Raw genomic sequence first — 14,300 nt, forward strand, 5'->3', positions numbered from 1 at the left:
GTTGGACCCATGACTGCCGTCGGGCCCCTGAGCGCCGCTCCCGCCGACCTGATCGTCACGGGCTGCGCGGCCCTCGTCCATCAGGACGGGGACGAAGGGGAGGGGATCGGATTCCGTCAGGACGCCGCGATCGTCGTCCGCGACGGCGTCATCGACGCGGTGACGACGGCGGCCTCCGTGCGGGACCAGCCGGCCGGCACGCGGATCGACGCGCGCGGGCAGGTCGCGCTGCCCGGACTGATCAACTGCCATACGCACGCACCGATGGTGGCTCTGCGCGGCCTCGCCGAGGACCTGCCGACCGAGGAGTGGTTCAACGACGTCGTGTGGCCCGTGGAGACCAACCTCACCGCCCGGGACGTGGAGTTGGGGGCGCGACTCGCCTGCGCCGAGATGATCCGGGGCGGGGTGACCTGCTTCGCCGACCACTACTTCCACATGGACACCGTCGCCGCCGTCGTCGCCGAGTGCGGGCTGCGCGCCCATCTCGGCGCGGCCTTCTTCTCCGGCCAGGGGCCGCGGGCGCGGGAGGCGTCGGTGGAGTTCGCGCTGCGGCAGCGCGGCGCCGCCGACGGCCGCATCACCACGGCCCTCGCCCCGCACGCCCCCTACACCGTCACCGACGCCGACCTGGCCGCGACCGCCGAACTCGCCCGCGCGCACGGCCTGCCCGTGCACATCCACGCCGCCGAGAACCGCGACCAGACCGACACCAGCCTCGCCCGGTACGGCCTCACGCCCATCGAGGTCCTGGACCGCGCCGGACTCCTCGACACCGACCTCCTCATCGCCCACGGCACCGGAATCCTGGAACGGGACCTGCCGCTGCTGGCACGCACGGGCGGCCGTACGGCGGTGGCCACCGCGCCCCGCGGCTACCTCAAGTTCGCCTGGCCGACGACCACTCCGGTACGGGCCCTGCGCGCGGCCGGAGTCCCCGTCGGCCTCGCCACCGACGGCGCCGCCTCCAACAACTCCCTGGACATGTGGGAGGCGATGGCGCTGACGTCCCTGATCCAGAAGTCCACCGAGGGCGACCCGCGCTGGCTGACCTCCCGCCAGGCCCTGCACCACGCCACGCGGCAGAGCGCCCGCGCGGTCGGGCTCGGCGACCGGATCGGCACCCTAGCGCCCGGCCGGCGCGCCGACATCGTCCTCGTCGACCTCACCGGCCCGCACACCCAGCCGGTGCACGACCTCGCCGCCACCCTCGTGCACAGCGTCCGCGCCGCCGACGTCCGCACGACCGTCGTCGACGGCCGTGTGCTGATGCGGGACCGCGAACTGCTCACCCTCGACGTGCCGGCGGTCGTACGGGAACTGACGGACCGGCTGCCCGCACTGACCGCACGCGACCACGGCCGACGCCTCCAGGAGTACGACACCTGAGCCCGCCCCTGGCCGGAAGCCGGGCAGGACTTGGCCGAAAAATCCTCCGTCCCCGGCGATGAGTTCCGCCGCCGCCGTCGGTCACCACCCTGAACCGACCGTCGGACAGGAGGGCCCATGTCGCACCCGGAGATCGTCTCGCGCGAGCAGTGGCGCGCGGCGCGCGAGGAGTTGCTGCGCAAGGAGGAGGCGGTCAGACGGGCGCGCGAGGCACTGGGCGCCGAGCGGCGGCGGCTGCCCGTGGTCGAGGTCGACCCGGAGTACGTCTTCGAGGGCGGCGACGGCAAGGCCACCCTGCTCGACCTCTTCGAGGGGCGGACCCAACTCGTCGTCCACCACTTCATGTTCGCCCCGGAGTGGCGCACCGGCTGCCCCTGCTGCGCGGCCTTCCTGGACCAGGTCGGCCACCTCGCCCACCTGCGCGCCCGGAACACCTCCTTCGCGGCCGTCTCCCGGGCACCGTTCACCCGGATCCTGCCGTTCAAGGCGCGGATGGGATGGGCGGTGCCCTGGTACTCCTCGGCGCACGGCGGCGACTGCGACCGCGGCTCCGGCCGCGACTTCAACCGTGACTTCGAGGCGACCGTCGAGTCGGGCGGCGAGCTGGTCGAGCGCGCGGGGCTGAGCTGCTTCCTGCGCGACCACGACCGGGTCTTCCACACCTACTCCGTGTACGACGACGGGCTGGACGGACTGGGCACCACCTCGGCCCTGCTCGACCTGACCGCACTCGGCCGCAGCCCGGCCGGAAGCGAGGGACTTCGGCTGCATGACGAGTACGACTACTGATGCCGAAGGTGTCAGTGTTGACACGGTGTGTGCGGTCACTGATACGGAGCGTGCGGTTCGTGTCACAAGGTGAACGGATCCTCACGGTCCGCGCCGACCCGGTGTCGACAATGTCTCAGTACCGTCACTGACCGAGGCGTTTCCCATCTCCAGGGCGTTAACTCCTACACGTACGACGCTTTCTGGAGGTGCGAGATGGTGAACGGGCGAACGGTGCTCGAACGCTTTCCCGCCGGTGGTCCCCGGGGCTCCTGGCCCGCGGAGGAGTTCGCGCACGCGCGGCGACTGGAAGGTCTGCCCGCCGAGGTCGTCATGGACCTCGCGACGGACACCTTCCTGGTGATCGTCCGCGGTGGCGAGACGGTCGACTGAGCCGGTCCGGGCCACTCAGGCCGGCTTCGGAGCCGGCACCCGCGCCGTGAACTGCTGCGCCTGGAGGGAGTACAGCTCCGCGTAGACACCGCCTCTGGAGAGCAGCTCCTCCGGGGTGCCGGACTCCACCAGGCGCCCGTGCTCCAGCACGTGCACGAGGTCGGCATGCCGGACCGAGGCCAGCCGGTGGGTGATCAGGACGACGGTCTGCCCGCCGCCCGCCAGTGCCCGGATCTTCTCGAACACCTCCAGTTCGGCCCGCGCGTCCAGCGCCGCCGTCGGCTCGTCGACGATCAGGATGCTCCCGCGCCGGTAGGCCGCCCGGGCGATGCCGAGCCGCTGCCACTGGCCGCCGGACAGCTCGTGCCCGCCGCTGAAGTTCCGGGCCAGCAGGGTGTCCAGGCCGCGCGGCAGGTCCGCGACCACGTCCTCGGCGCCCGCCTCGGCGATCGACGTGGCCAGCCGTTCCTCGGTCATCGGCGCGGTGGAGCGGCCGACGGCCACGTTCACCCGGGCGGTGAACGGCCAGCGCTTGAAGTCCTGGGCCACCATCGCGATGCGCTCGGCGAGCAGCCGCCGGTCGGCACGCGCCGCATCGACGCCGTCCCACAGGATCCGGCCCCGGTCCGGCGTGTACAGCCCCGCGAGCAGCTTGACCAGCGTGGTCTTGCCCGAGCCGTTCTCACCGACGAGCGCGATGATCCGGCCGAGGGGGAGGGTGAGGGTGACGTCGTCGAGGGCGGGGCGGGGCGTGGGGCCGGTCGTGTTCTTGCCGGGGAGGTCATTGCTGGGGAGGTCATTGCCGGGCAGGTCCTTGCCAGGCGGGGGTCCTGCGGTCGGGTGGGGGACGGTCGCGGGCTGAGCGGGGGCGTGGTCGCCGGCCGGGTGGGGGACGGTCGCGGGTTGAGCGGGGGCGTGGTCGCCGGTCGGGTGCTGGTCGGCCGGAGGCCCGTCGTGCGGGTAACTGAAGGAGACGTTCTCGAAGCGGATCTCCTTGGGGTCCTCCGGCAGCGGCTCGCCGCCCGCCGGGATGGCCCGCTCGGCCGCCGCGGTGTACAGCCGCTGGAGATCGCCCACGAACAGCGCCTCCTCGTGCAGCTGGTTGATCTCCAGCACCAGCGTGTCCAGGCTCGCCGCGCCCGTACGGATCGCGATCACCGCCGTACCCGCCACCGCCAGGGCCATCGCGCCGGCGAGCAGCAGCGCGCCCAGCGTCGCGTACGTGGCGAGTGTCGCCAGGCCCGTCCAGGTCGCGGCGATCAGACCGGTCCGTGCGGCCAGCCGGGACAGCCGGGCCTGCTCCGCCTCCGCGGTCTCCGACATGGACCGGAAGTGGCGCAGCAGGAACGGGCCCACGCCGTGCACCCGGATCTCGGGGGCGGCGGCCGGCTCGGTGAGCAGGCCGCTGATCAGCTGACCGGCCCGCGCGTGCTGCACCCAGGTGTGGAAGGACTCGTAGCGGCGCCGGGCGTTCGTCAGCGCGCTCCAGGCGCTGGGCAGGGTCATGGTGACCAGCAGGGGCAGCAGCGCCGGATGCAGCACGGTCAGCACGCCCGCCGCGGCGACGAGCGAGATCATCGCGTTGATCACGCGGGTGCTGTAGCCGATCATGTGCCGGGCGGACCGGGCGCCGTACTGGGCCGTGTCCAGCAGTTTGTGGAAGGCGTGGTCCTCGATCGCGGCCAGTTCGACGTTCGCCGCCCGCTCCAGGTACAGCTCGGTCGCCACCCGCTCCACCTTGGGTTCCAGCCGTCCGGTGGCGTAGACGGAGGCGGCCCGCAGCAACGCGGCGACCAGGGTCACGACGGCCATCACGACGAGGGCGGGTGCGGCCGCGCGCAGCCGCTGCTCGATGTCGGGGCCGGTGAGCAGCTTGCCGAGCGCGCTGTTGACGGCCAGCAGGCTCACCGCCTGCGCAACGCCCCGGCCCGCCTCGGCGGCCAGCACCACCCGCGCGGCCCGGGCGTCCGCCTGCCGGGCCAGCCGGAGACTGGACGACAGCATGCCGGGCAGCCGGGTCAGCATCGCCCGGAAGGTCAGCGCGAGGAAGGCGTCCGCGTGCTGGTTCCAGCCCATGTCGTACCGCAGCGGTCCGCCGAACAGCAGCCGTTCCGACGCCGACACCACCGGCTCGGCCGCCTCCCGCTTCTTCCTCACCGTGACCTCCCGGACCCCGACGGAACGGCCACTATTCCGGCCGCGACCCCGGCTCGGCAGGGCGCGAGCAGACGCAGGAGGGGCGCGGAGGGAGCACGATCCGCGTGAGCGGCGCGGTGGGCGGGCGCCGGGTGGGTGGCGTGTGGGGCCTGACTGGGGGCTGCGGGACCGGGACGGGGAGGCTGCGGGACTGGTGGACTGGGCGGTGACGGCGACGGGGGTGGCTCGGGCTGGGGCGGCGGCGGTGGCGCCGGACGGCGATGGCGCGCCGGGACGGCGGCAACGGCCGCGCCCGGGCGGCAACGGTTACGCCGAGACCGCCCGTGACCAGTCCGGAGCCGTCCCCGTCACCCGGCACAGGGCCAGGTACAGCGGGATCGGCGGGGTGTACGGAACCGTACCGTCCGGACGATGGATGAGCCGGGCGGCGCCGGTGACCAGGGCCCCGACGGCGTAGTGGGCCGGGGACGGCCAGGGCAGCGCGTAGTCGGAGTCCGACGGAACGATCCACCACCAGTGAGAGCCGTCGGCGTACACGCATCCCAGCCGTGGCAGCCGGGGTACGACGAGCGGGCCGAGGCGGTCGGGCACGGCGACGGCGTCGCAGCCGAGCGGGGCCGTCATGCCGTCCGGCAGGGACAGACGGTGGGCCGGATCAGGTGCCGGGCGTCGGCGCTGCAGCCGTACCAGCGTGTCCAGGCCGATGGCGGGCTCCTGGCCGGCACCGCTGCCACCGGGCCGCCCGCCGGTCACGGCCGCTCCCTGTGCAGGCGGGGCTCCGGTGTGTCGTGCGGAGGTCGTCCCGGTGCCATGGGCCGGTGCTGCTCCGGGTGCGCGGCTTGCGGGTGCTGCTCCGCTGCGTGCGGGTGCTGCTCCGCTGCCCCATACCCGTGCTGCTCGGGCAGCCGGTGCAGCGGTTGCCCGGCGGTGAGGTACCGCTGACGCTCCGGCTCCCCTCGCCCGTGCGGTCCGAGCGCACCCGGCCCGAGTTGCCCAGGCGCCCCAAGCCCGAGCTGCCCGGTCTTCCCCGGCCCGTCCGGCTGGGGAGTCCGTCGTTGCTGCCCCGGTACGGCGTCCCGGCGGTGTTCCGAGGCCGCGTCCCCGCGCTGCCCGGAGGCCGCTTCCCCGCGCTGCCCGGGGGCCGTGTGCAGGTGCCCCTCCGGCAACGCATTCCCGCGCTGCCCGGAGGCGGCGTCCAGACGCCCCGCCTGTGGGGCGTTCCGGTGCTGCCCAGCTGCCGTACCCCGCTGCTCCTCCGGTGCCACCCGCCCACTCGCCTCGGTCGGCTGGTCGCTGTCGGAGTCGTCCGGGCGGCCCGGCTTCGGGCGGGCGCCCCAGCCCAGGTCGTCGCGCGGTTCGGCGGCGACCTGGGCGACGGCGTCGTTCTGCCGGGGCAACTCGGCCCAGACCAGCAGCCCGGGGCCGTGCTCCTGGGCACCCCAGGCTCGGCACAGCGCGTCGACGAGAAGCAACCCCCTCCCGTGCTCCTCGTCAGGTCGCTGCGGAGACGGGTGGGGTTCGCCAGGAGCACAGCCCTCGTCACGTACGGCTATGCGCACCATGTCGTCGTGGTCGTGCAGCTCGCACACGACCCGACCGCTGGCGGTGTGCACGATCGCATTGGTGACCAGCTCGGATATGACCAGGGCAGCGCTGTCGCACGTGTCCGCGCACACCGCCCAGCCGGACAGCCGAGCATGCGTCAGGCGTCTGGCCTGGGCGACGGAACCGGGATGTGCGGCCAGCTCGAAGCGGAACCTGCGCTCGGCAGTGCCCCCCTGGGAGGTCGCTGCCTTCCCCGCGTTCGAACCGGCTCGCGCGGGGAAACCCCCATCGGCACCGAGACCGGGACGGTCTGCGGCGGCGTCTGTTCCTAAAGGCGCGGACGGAATCACGCCTGCCACTATCGCCCTGCCATGGACACTTGGCAAGAGTCACTCTGAAAATTGCAGAGTGCTGTGTGACTCGGTCAGGGCTCGTGGCAGACTGCTCGCAACAGCACGTCGCGCGGCGCCAATTGGAGTCGTCGGAGGTCCGGTCCGATCTTCGAATGAATCTTCGAACGGCGCCGCAGGGCTGTCAGCGAACTTTCGGTGGAGGTGGGAGCGTGAGCGAACCGCGGTCCGCGCCGACGGTGGGCCAGGTGGTCCTCGGCCGGCGCCTGCTGGACCTGCGGGAACGCGCCGGGCTGAAGCGCGAGGAGGCCGCCCGCGTCCTCCGTGTCGCCCCCGCCACCGTCCGCCGCATGGAGACGGCCGAGGTCTCCCTCAAGATCCCGTACCTCCAACTGCTGCTGAAGGCCTACGGCGTCCCCGACGACGAGGCCGAGGTCTTCGTCCAACTGGCCGAGGAGGCGAACAAGCCCGGCTGGTGGCAGCGGTTCCACGGCATCCTGCCCGGCTGGTTCTCGATGTACGTCAGCCTGGAGGGCGCGGCCAGCCTCATCCGCTCCTACGAACCGCACTTCGTCCCCGGCCTGCTGCAGACCGAGGACTACGCACGCGGGGTGCTGAAATCCGGTGCCGTCGGCCAGACGAGTCCGGAGGACATCGAGCGGCACGTCGCACTGCGCATGCAGCGCCAGGAACTGCTCACCCGTCCCGACGCCCCCCGCTTCTGGGTGGTGATGGACGAGACCGCCCTGCGCCGCCCGGTCGGCGACCCGGAGGTGATGCGTGCGCAGATCGACAAGTTGCTTGAGGCCACGAAGCTGCCCCATGTCACGCTGCAGGTCGCCCCGTTCGCCAACGGGCCGCACGCGGGGACGTACGGGCCCTTCGTGCTGTTCCGATTTGCCATGTCAGAACTGCCGGACATGGTCTACAGCGAGTACCTGACCGGCGCCGTCTACCTCGACGCGCGCACCGAGGTGGCGGCCCACCTGGAGGTCATGGACCGCATGGCGGCGCAGGCCGCTACGGCACAACGCACGAAGGAGATCCTCCGGGATCTCCGCAAGGAGCTGTGAATGGATCGCATCAAGCCGCACGGACGCGTCTACAACGGCATGCCCGCGCGGGAACTGGGCAGCGAGGGGTGGCACAAGCCCTGGAGCGGCGGCAACGGCGGAAACTGCCTGGAGGCCATGAAGCTGGCCGACGGACGCATCGCCGTGCGCCAGTCGACCGACCCGGACGGGCCGGCCCTGATCTACACCACGGCCGAGATGACCGCGTTCATAGAGGGCGCCAAGGCGGGGGAGGCCGATTTCCTGCTGTCCTGACCCCGGCGTGTGTTGTTTCTTAGTCAACTGCCTTACGGTGAAACCGATTTGATCAACACTCGCGTCCGACGCTTACGGAGTGCCGCATGACAGGGCAGGACCCGACGGCCATCGAGATCGACACCAGCAAGCCGCATCCCGCGCGGATGTACGACTGGTATCTCGGCGGCAAGGACAACTACCCCGTCGACGAGGCGATGGGCCGGCAGATGCTGGCCCTCGACCCCCGGGTGCCGGTGATGGCGCGGGTCAACCGCGCGTTCATGCACCGCGCCACGCGCTGGCTGGCCCAGCAGGGCGTACGACAGTTCATGGACATCGGTACCGGCATACCCACCGAGCCGAACCTGCACCAGGTCGCCCAGCGGATCGCACCCGACGCCCGGGTCGTCTACTGCGACAACGACCCGATCGTGCTGGCCCACGCGGCGGCGCTGCTGCGCAGCACCCCGGAGGGCGTCACGGAGTACCTCCAGGCCGATGTCCGCGACCCGGAAGCGATCATCGAGGGCGCCCGGCGAATCCTGGACCTGGACCGGCCGGTCGCCCTCTCCCTCGTCGCCCTGCTGCACTTCATCCCCGACGAGGACGGCGCGCACGCCCTCGTCTCCCGGCTGCTGTCCGCCCTGCCGTCCGGCAGCTACCTGATGATGACCCACGCCACGGCCGATTTCACGCCCGAGGAGTCGGCGGCGGCCGTCGAGAAGCTGAAGGCCGCCGGCGTCACCCTCGCCCTGCGTTCCCGCGAGGAGTTCGCCCGCTTCTTCACCGGCCTCGACCTGGTCGACCCCGGCGTCGAGATCGTCCACAAGTGGCACCCCGACCTGGGCGAACCGGTCCCCGGCCAGGACGACGGCGTGATCCCGGGGTACGGGGCGGTGGCACGCAAGCGGTAGGCCGGGGTCCCCGCCCGTATCCCGGGGTGCGGGGCGGTGGCACGCAAGCGGTAGGCCCGGGGGTCCCCCGCCCGTATCCCAGGGTGCGGGGCGGTGGCACGTGAGCCGTAGAGAGGGATCCCCGTCCGTATCCCGGGGGACGGGGCGGTGGCCCACGAGCCGTAGGCAGGGATCCCCCGGCCTCCTCGGGCGATCCGTGCCTCACCCCAGTGGCAGCACCCCGCACAGTGCCTCCAGCGCGGCCCCGTAGGCGTGTTCGGCCGGGGCCGCGTATCCGACCACCAGGCCGTCGCCGGCATCCGTCGGACTCCGTGGATGCCGGAACGCGGCGAGACCGTCGAGGGCCACGCCCTGCCACACGGCGGCCTTCACCGTCGACCGCTCCGTGCCGGGCGGCAGCCGCAGCACCGCGTGCAGCCCGGCCGCGATCCCCGTCACCTCGATGTGCGGCGCCTGCGCGGCGAGCGCGGCGACGAGCCGGTCCCGTCGGCGCCGGTACCGCTGCCGCATACGCCGCACATGACGGTCGTACGACCCACAGGCGACGAAGTCCGCGAGAGCGAGCTGGTCCAGCACACTCGCCCACGCCTCCCGCTCGCCCTTCGCCGCCAGCACCGGCTCCACGTACCGCTGCGGCAGGACCATCCAGCCCAGCCGCAGCGCCGGCGACAGGCTCTTGCTGACCGACCCGATGTGGATCACCCGCTCGGGGTCGAGCCCCTGCAGCGCGCCGACGGGCCGGCGGTCGTACCGGAACTCGCCGTCGTAATCGTCCTCCAGCACCACCGCCCCCCGCGCCCGTGCCCAGTCGATCACCGCCGCCCGGCGCTCCGGGTGCAGCGGGCCGCCGGTCGGGAACTGGTGCGCGGGCGTCAGCAGCACCGCCCGCTCGCGCCCCAGCGCGTCCACCCGCGCCCCGTGCTCGTCCAGCGGGAGCGCTACGGTACGCACGCCGGCCGCCGCGAGCAGTTCCCGGTGGAACCCCAGCCCGTACGCCTCCACGCCCAGCGGACCGCGCAGCACCCCGCCCGCACCCGGTCCGTCCTGGACGGCCCGGCCGAAGAGAAGCCGCAGCGCGTGCGCGAAACCGGAGCAGATCACGATCCGGTCCGGCTCGGTACGCACCCCACGCGCGCGAGCCAGATACTCCGTCAGGGTCTCGCGCAACTCGCGGCGCCCGGCGGGATCGCCCGGTCCGAACGCCTCACTCGGTGCCGTCTGCAGCGCCCGGCGGTACGAAGCCGCCCACGCCGCACGCGGGAAGGCCGAGGTGTCCGGCGCCCCCTGCCGCAGGTCGTGCCGCGGCCCACGCGCGCGCAGAGGCGCCCTGACGGGCGTTCGCCCGGTGTCACGCAGCGGCTCGGCCCGCTCCGCCACCCGCGTTCCGGAACCCTGACGAGCGGTCAGCCAGCCCTCCGCGACCAGCTCGGCGTACGCGTCGGCCACCGTGTTGCGGGCCACCCCCAGGTCCGCGGCGAGCGACCGGTACGGCGGCAACCGGGTGCCCGGCGCCAGCCGCCCGCTGCGCACGGCCTCGCGCAGTGCCCTGGTCAGTGCCGCCCGCCGGCCACCCGGTCCCGACAGCTCCAGGTGCAGATCCGCACCGATCCGCTCCGCGGAATTGACCCACGATTCCGTCATGGAAGTGCACCCTACAGTCGGTCTTTTCGGCCCCTAGGTTGAAGCCATGACGACGAACACGACCACCGCGACCGACACCACCGTCGACCTCCCGAACGGCATCGCCACGGCCGAGGCCGCCCGCACCCGCCTGGACTTCGGGAAGGCCGCCCCGAAGGTGTTCCGGGCGATCGTCGGCCTGGACGCCGCCGCTCGCCAGGGCCTCGACCCGGCCCTGGTCGAACTGATCCAGATCCGCGCCTCCCATCTCAACCACTGCGCCTACTGCCTGCACATGCACACCAACGACGCCCGCAAGGCCGGCGAGAGCGAGGACCGGCTCCACATGGTCGCCGTCTGGCGCGAGGCCCGGCACTTCTTCACCCCGAAGGAACAAGCCGCCCTCGCCCTGACGGAGGCGGTGACCCTGGTCGCCGACGGCGGCGTCCCCGACACCGTCTACGCGGAGGCCGCCGCCCACTTCGAGGACCAGGAACTGGCCCACGTCCTCTCCCTCATCCTCACGATCAACACGTGGAACCGCGTGGCCCTGGCCACGGGGAAGGTCGCGGGCACGGACGAACGCGCCGCCGGCTGAGCGGGCCACCGCCACCGATTCCCGGCCGCACCCGTGCCCGTCCGGCTCCCTGACGGTGAATCAGACCACCATCGGCCGGTCCGTGGGCCGGATCGGGGCCGGGAGCGTGGAACTCCCCGTCAGATAGTGATCCACGGCCGCCGCGACCGCCCGCCCCTCCGCTATCGCCCACACGATGAGCGACTGCCCGCGCGCCGCGTCCCCCGCGGCGAACACCCCTGGGGCGTTGGTCGCGAAACCGTCGTCCCGGGCGATCGTGCCGCGCGGCTGCAACGCCAGCCCCAACTGCTGGATCAGACCGTCCTTCTGGTCCGGCCCGGAGAACCCGAGGGCGAGCAGCACCAGGTCGGCGGGGAGCGTCCGCCCGGTGCCCGGCACCGGACGCCGCCGCTCGTCGACCTCCACCAGATGCAGTGACCGCACATTCCCCCTCTCGTCTCCCCCGAAGCGGAGCGTGGACGCCGCGAACAGCCGCGCGTCCGCGTCCGCCGCCGGTGCCGTACGCAGCTCCCGCGCCTCCTCGTGCGCGGCCGACAGCCGGTAGATCTTCGGGTACGTCGGCCACGGCTCGGCGTCCTCGTCGCGCTCCGCATCCGGCTGGGCGTAGATGTCCAGCTGGGTCACGGACGCGGCTCCCTCGCGCACCGCGGTGCCCAGACAGTCCGCCCCGGTGTCCCCGCCGCCGACGATCACGACGTGCTTGCCGGCGGCCGACAGCGGCGATACCTCCAGATCCCCCTCACACACCCGATTGGCCAGCGGCAGGTATTCCATCGCCTGGTGTATCCCGTTCAACGCACGGCCCGGCACGTCAAGTTCCCGCCACGCCGTCGCACCCGTGGCGATCACCACCGCGTCGTACCGGGACCGCAGCTCCGCCGCCGGAACGTCCCGGCCGACCGCCGTCGACGTACGGAACTTCGTCCCCTCGGCCCGCATCTGCTCGATCCGCCGCTCCAGGTGCCGTTTCTCCATCTTGAACTCGGGGATGCCGTACCGCATCAGCCCGCCGATCCGGTCGTCCTTCTCGTACACCGCCACCGTGTGTCCCGTCCGGGTCAGCTGCTGTGCCGCGGCCAGCCCGGTGGGCCCGGAGCCGATGACGGCGACCGTCTTCCCGGACAGCCGCTCGGGCGGGCGGGGCGGCGTGAAACCCTCCTCCCACGCCCGGTCGGCGATCGCGCACTCGACGTTCTTGATGGTGACGGCCGGCTGGTTGATCGCCAGCACGCACCCCGCCTCGCACGGCGCCGGACACAGCCGCCCGGTGAACTCCGGGAAGTTGTTGGTGGCGTGCAGCCGGTCGCTCGCCGACCGCCAGTCCTCCCGCGCGACCAGGTCGTTCCACTCGGGGATGAGATTGCCCAGCGGGCAGGCCTGGTGGCAGAACGGGATGCCACAGTCCATGCAGCGGTCGGCCTGCTTGCTGATGATGGGCAGCAGCGCGCCCGGGACGTACACCTCGTCCCAGTCCCGCACCCGCTGCCCGACGGGCCGCCGCGGCCACTCCTGGCGCGGCGTGGTCATGAACCCCTTGGGATCGGCCATGGCGTCTTCCTCGCGTACGGGCACCGGAGGCACCGGGTGTACGAAGGGCCGTGCGTCTTCGGGCGGCACTCTTCCGGCCACGATACGTCTCCGCCGACGCCCGCGCAGGGTGGGGGACAGCGCTTTCTCCCGGGGGCGCGACGCCGGTGCGGTGCGCGGCGGTGCGGGCGGTGACGTGCGGGCGGTGGGGTGCGCGGCGGTGCGATGCGGGGCGGGGAGGCTCAGGCGAGAGCCACTATGTAGACCAGGGACGCCGCGGCGGAGGCGACCGTCCGGACGTGGTTCCAGAACGTCCACTCGCGCACATACGCCGACCAGTACACCGCGGCCTCCGGCGCCCCCGGCGTGAGCCGGGCCAGGCGGTCGTTGCGGGGCACGTTCGCCACGACCGTCAGCCCGAACGAGCCGACCAGGTACAGCACGCTTCCCAGCAGCAGCTCCACCTTCCCCTCCTCCGGCCACACCACGAACGTCACCACCGCGATCAGCGCGCTCGTCGCCGCCGATCCGGCGAACAAGGTCATGAAGGCCGGCCGTACCGCCGCGACGTTGATCGCGTTCATCGCCGCCACACCCTGCGCGGGCGGCAGCGCCGCGAGCCCCCGCATCACGAAGGTCGAGAACCCGCAGAAGACACCCGCCACCAGCCCCGTTCCGAGAACGCCCAGCACGACCAGCACGAAGAACGGCCCGCCGATCATCCCCACACCCCCATCCCGTCCCACCGGGACCGCCGCCCGGCACCGACATCACCTTCACGCGCCGGCGCACCCCGTGCACCTAGCCACACGTTCTGGCCGCTGTCGCACGAGCCCCAGTGGCACCGCCACCGCACATGCCCCAGCCGAGATCCGCTCCACTCACACCCCGGGCGCGTGCTCGCTCATGCATACCCCGGCCAGCCACCCCGTCCGTGTCACCCCCCACACCCCTCCTCAACCCACGTCCTCCTCCCCATCCCCCTGCCACGCCCGCAGCACGCTCTCCACGGTCCCCGCGATCCGGCGCCGCGCCTCGTAGCGCGGTACCCCGCTCATCAAAAGCTGGTCGTACGCCGTGTCCCCATGCCGTACGCCCGCCACGACCGCCGAGATCACCGCCCCTTCGGTCAGCGCCCGCCCGGCCGCGCTGCGACCCACCCGCCCACTGCCCCGCACCGACGCGTGGGCCGCTATGGCGCGGGCCCGCTCGGCCGGGCAACCGGGGAACAGCCGAAGGATCTCGGCCGCGAACGACGCCGCGAACCGTTCGTCCTCCGCCGCCCGGCGCCGCGCGTCCCGCGCCCGCCGTCGACGCCGGGCCTCCGCGTCCGCCAGACAGCGGATCTCGGCCCGAGCCAGCGCGGCCTCCTCCACGAGCACACCCTGACGTTCGTAGCGGCTCTTGCGCCGGTTGAACCGCACGACCACCACCGACAGCGTGCTCTCCTCCCGCGACCCGCGGGTCAGGGCCGTGTCGCCGCGCGGCAGGAACACCAGGTGGCCGAGGTCGGCGCAGTCCAGGCAGCGCGGCGCCCCGTCCTCCAGCACCAGCAGCGACAGCGGACCACGCCGGCAACCAGCACACCGCCTGGGCTTCAGCGGCTGGATGACGACAAGCCGACCGGGGGAGTGGGGAGTTGCGGGAAGCGCCATACGCGGTACTTTCCCCGTCACCGCCCACGCCTCCCACGCCCGCCCTCGCCGCTTCCCCGTCCGCCAGTTCCCTT

13 protein-coding genes and 1 pseudogene are annotated in these 14,300 nt (G+C 72.8%); 7 read left to right on the forward strand and 7 right to left on the reverse strand.

The window, feature by feature from the left end:
- Positions 1 to 9 precede the first annotated feature (9 nt).
- From ACH4LD_RS17200 to ACH4LD_RS17210, 3 genes are all read left to right on the forward strand, one after another.
- On the forward strand, positions 10 to 1,389 hold the full coding sequence (locus ACH4LD_RS17200) for an amidohydrolase (protein ID WP_398056910.1): 1,380 nt from the start codon (positions 10 to 12) through the stop codon (positions 1,387 to 1,389).
- Between the two features lie 117 nt (positions 1,390 to 1,506).
- Positions 1,507 to 2,178, forward strand: coding sequence for a DUF899 domain-containing protein (locus tag ACH4LD_RS17205; protein ID WP_398056912.1), 672 nt, complete (start codon positions 1,507 to 1,509; stop codon positions 2,176 to 2,178).
- A 195-nt stretch (positions 2,179 to 2,373) separates the two neighbouring features.
- Positions 2,374 to 2,550, forward strand: coding sequence for a hypothetical protein (locus ACH4LD_RS17210; protein ID WP_014672054.1), 177 nt, complete (start codon positions 2,374 to 2,376; stop codon positions 2,548 to 2,550).
- A gap of 15 nt (positions 2,551 to 2,565) precedes the next feature.
- Here the strand turns inward: ACH4LD_RS17210 and ACH4LD_RS17215 are convergent, their stop codons facing one another.
- The 3 genes and pseudogenes from ACH4LD_RS17215 to ACH4LD_RS17225 all read right to left on the reverse strand — a co-directional run.
- The gene (locus ACH4LD_RS17215; protein WP_398056913.1) at positions 2,566 to 4,707 is read right to left on the reverse strand and encodes an ATP-binding cassette domain-containing protein; all 2,142 of its coding nucleotides are present in this window, start codon (positions 4,705 to 4,707) and stop codon (positions 2,566 to 2,568) included.
- A gap of 306 nt (positions 4,708 to 5,013) precedes the next feature.
- Positions 5,014 to 5,460 (reverse strand): hypothetical protein, encoded by a 447-nt coding sequence (locus ACH4LD_RS17220; RefSeq protein WP_132783967.1) that lies wholly within the window; start codon positions 5,458 to 5,460, stop codon positions 5,014 to 5,016.
- Between the two features lie 488 nt (positions 5,461 to 5,948).
- Positions 5,949 to 6,611: pseudogene (locus tag ACH4LD_RS17225) on the reverse strand (ATP-binding protein); the annotation flags it as partial.
- A 203-nt stretch (positions 6,612 to 6,814) separates the two neighbouring features.
- Here ACH4LD_RS17225 and ACH4LD_RS17230 point away from each other — a divergent pair.
- The 3 genes from ACH4LD_RS17230 (at position 6,815) to ACH4LD_RS17240 (ending at position 8,826) form a co-directional block, all read left to right on the forward strand.
- On the forward strand, positions 6,815 to 7,675 hold the full coding sequence (locus ACH4LD_RS17230) for a helix-turn-helix domain-containing protein (protein WP_398056914.1): 861 nt from the start codon (positions 6,815 to 6,817) through the stop codon (positions 7,673 to 7,675).
- Entirely contained in the window at positions 7,676 to 7,930 is a 255-nt protein-coding gene (locus tag ACH4LD_RS17235; protein ID WP_132783969.1) for a DUF397 domain-containing protein, read from the forward strand.
- A gap of 86 nt (positions 7,931 to 8,016) precedes the next feature.
- A complete protein-coding gene (locus ACH4LD_RS17240; protein ID WP_398056915.1) occupies positions 8,017 to 8,826 on the forward strand; it encodes an SAM-dependent methyltransferase in 810 nt (269 codons plus the stop codon).
- A 201-nt stretch (positions 8,827 to 9,027) separates the two neighbouring features.
- Here the strand turns inward: ACH4LD_RS17240 and ACH4LD_RS17245 are convergent, their stop codons facing one another.
- Positions 9,028 to 10,467 (reverse strand): PLP-dependent aminotransferase family protein, encoded by a 1,440-nt coding sequence (locus ACH4LD_RS17245; protein ID WP_398056916.1) that lies wholly within the window; start codon positions 10,465 to 10,467, stop codon positions 9,028 to 9,030.
- A gap of 46 nt (positions 10,468 to 10,513) precedes the next feature.
- Here ACH4LD_RS17245 and ACH4LD_RS17250 point away from each other — a divergent pair, with 46 nt between their 5' ends.
- The gene (locus ACH4LD_RS17250) at positions 10,514 to 11,044 is read left to right on the forward strand and encodes a carboxymuconolactone decarboxylase family protein (RefSeq protein ID WP_398056917.1); all 531 of its coding nucleotides are present in this window, start codon (positions 10,514 to 10,516) and stop codon (positions 11,042 to 11,044) included.
- A gap of 60 nt (positions 11,045 to 11,104) precedes the next feature.
- Here the strand turns inward: ACH4LD_RS17250 and ACH4LD_RS17255 are convergent, their stop codons facing one another.
- From ACH4LD_RS17255 to ACH4LD_RS17265, 3 genes are all read right to left on the reverse strand, one after another.
- A complete protein-coding gene (locus ACH4LD_RS17255) occupies positions 11,105 to 12,592 on the reverse strand; it encodes a glutamate synthase subunit beta (RefSeq protein WP_398056918.1) in 1,488 nt (495 codons plus the stop codon).
- Positions 12,593 to 12,813: 221 nt separating this feature from the next.
- Positions 12,814 to 13,293: a DUF1772 domain-containing protein gene (locus ACH4LD_RS17260; protein WP_398056919.1), complete on the reverse strand. Its 480-nt coding sequence runs from the start codon at positions 13,291 to 13,293 to the stop codon at positions 12,814 to 12,816.
- Positions 13,294 to 13,527: 234 nt separating this feature from the next.
- Positions 13,528 to 14,226, reverse strand: a complete 699-nt coding sequence (locus ACH4LD_RS17265) for a DUF2293 domain-containing protein (protein ID WP_398056920.1) — start codon at positions 14,224 to 14,226, stop codon at positions 13,528 to 13,530.
- Positions 14,227 to 14,300 lie beyond the last annotated feature (74 nt).

Source organism: Streptomyces sp. NPDC017676 (assembly GCF_044329325.1).
Lineage (GTDB): Bacteria > Actinomycetota > Actinomycetes > Streptomycetales > Streptomycetaceae > Streptomyces.

Coding starts and splice junctions, on each gene's coding strand:
- ACH4LD_RS17200 (WP_398056910.1), top strand. CDS start 10: ATGACTGCCGTCGGGCCCCTGAGCGCCGCTCCCGCCGACCTGATCGTC.
- ACH4LD_RS17205 (WP_398056912.1), top strand. CDS start 1,507: ATGTCGCACCCGGAGATCGTCTCGCGCGAGCAGTGGCGCGCGGCGCGC.
- ACH4LD_RS17210 (WP_014672054.1), top strand. CDS start 2,374: ATGGTGAACGGGCGAACGGTGCTCGAACGCTTTCCCGCCGGTGGTCCC.
- ACH4LD_RS17235 (WP_132783969.1), top strand. CDS start 7,676: ATGGATCGCATCAAGCCGCACGGACGCGTCTACAACGGCATGCCCGCG.
- ACH4LD_RS17240 (WP_398056915.1), top strand. CDS start 8,017: ATGACAGGGCAGGACCCGACGGCCATCGAGATCGACACCAGCAAGCCG.
- ACH4LD_RS17245 (WP_398056916.1), bottom strand. CDS start 10,467: ATGACGGAATCGTGGGTCAATTCCGCGGAGCGGATCGGTGCGGATCTG.
- ACH4LD_RS17250 (WP_398056917.1), top strand. CDS start 10,514: ATGACGACGAACACGACCACCGCGACCGACACCACCGTCGACCTCCCG.
- ACH4LD_RS17255 (WP_398056918.1), bottom strand. CDS start 12,592: ATGGCCGATCCCAAGGGGTTCATGACCACGCCGCGCCAGGAGTGGCCG.
- ACH4LD_RS17260 (WP_398056919.1), bottom strand. CDS start 13,293: ATGATCGGCGGGCCGTTCTTCGTGCTGGTCGTGCTGGGCGTTCTCGGA.
- ACH4LD_RS17265 (WP_398056920.1), bottom strand. CDS start 14,226: ATGGCGCTTCCCGCAACTCCCCACTCCCCCGGTCGGCTTGTCGTCATC.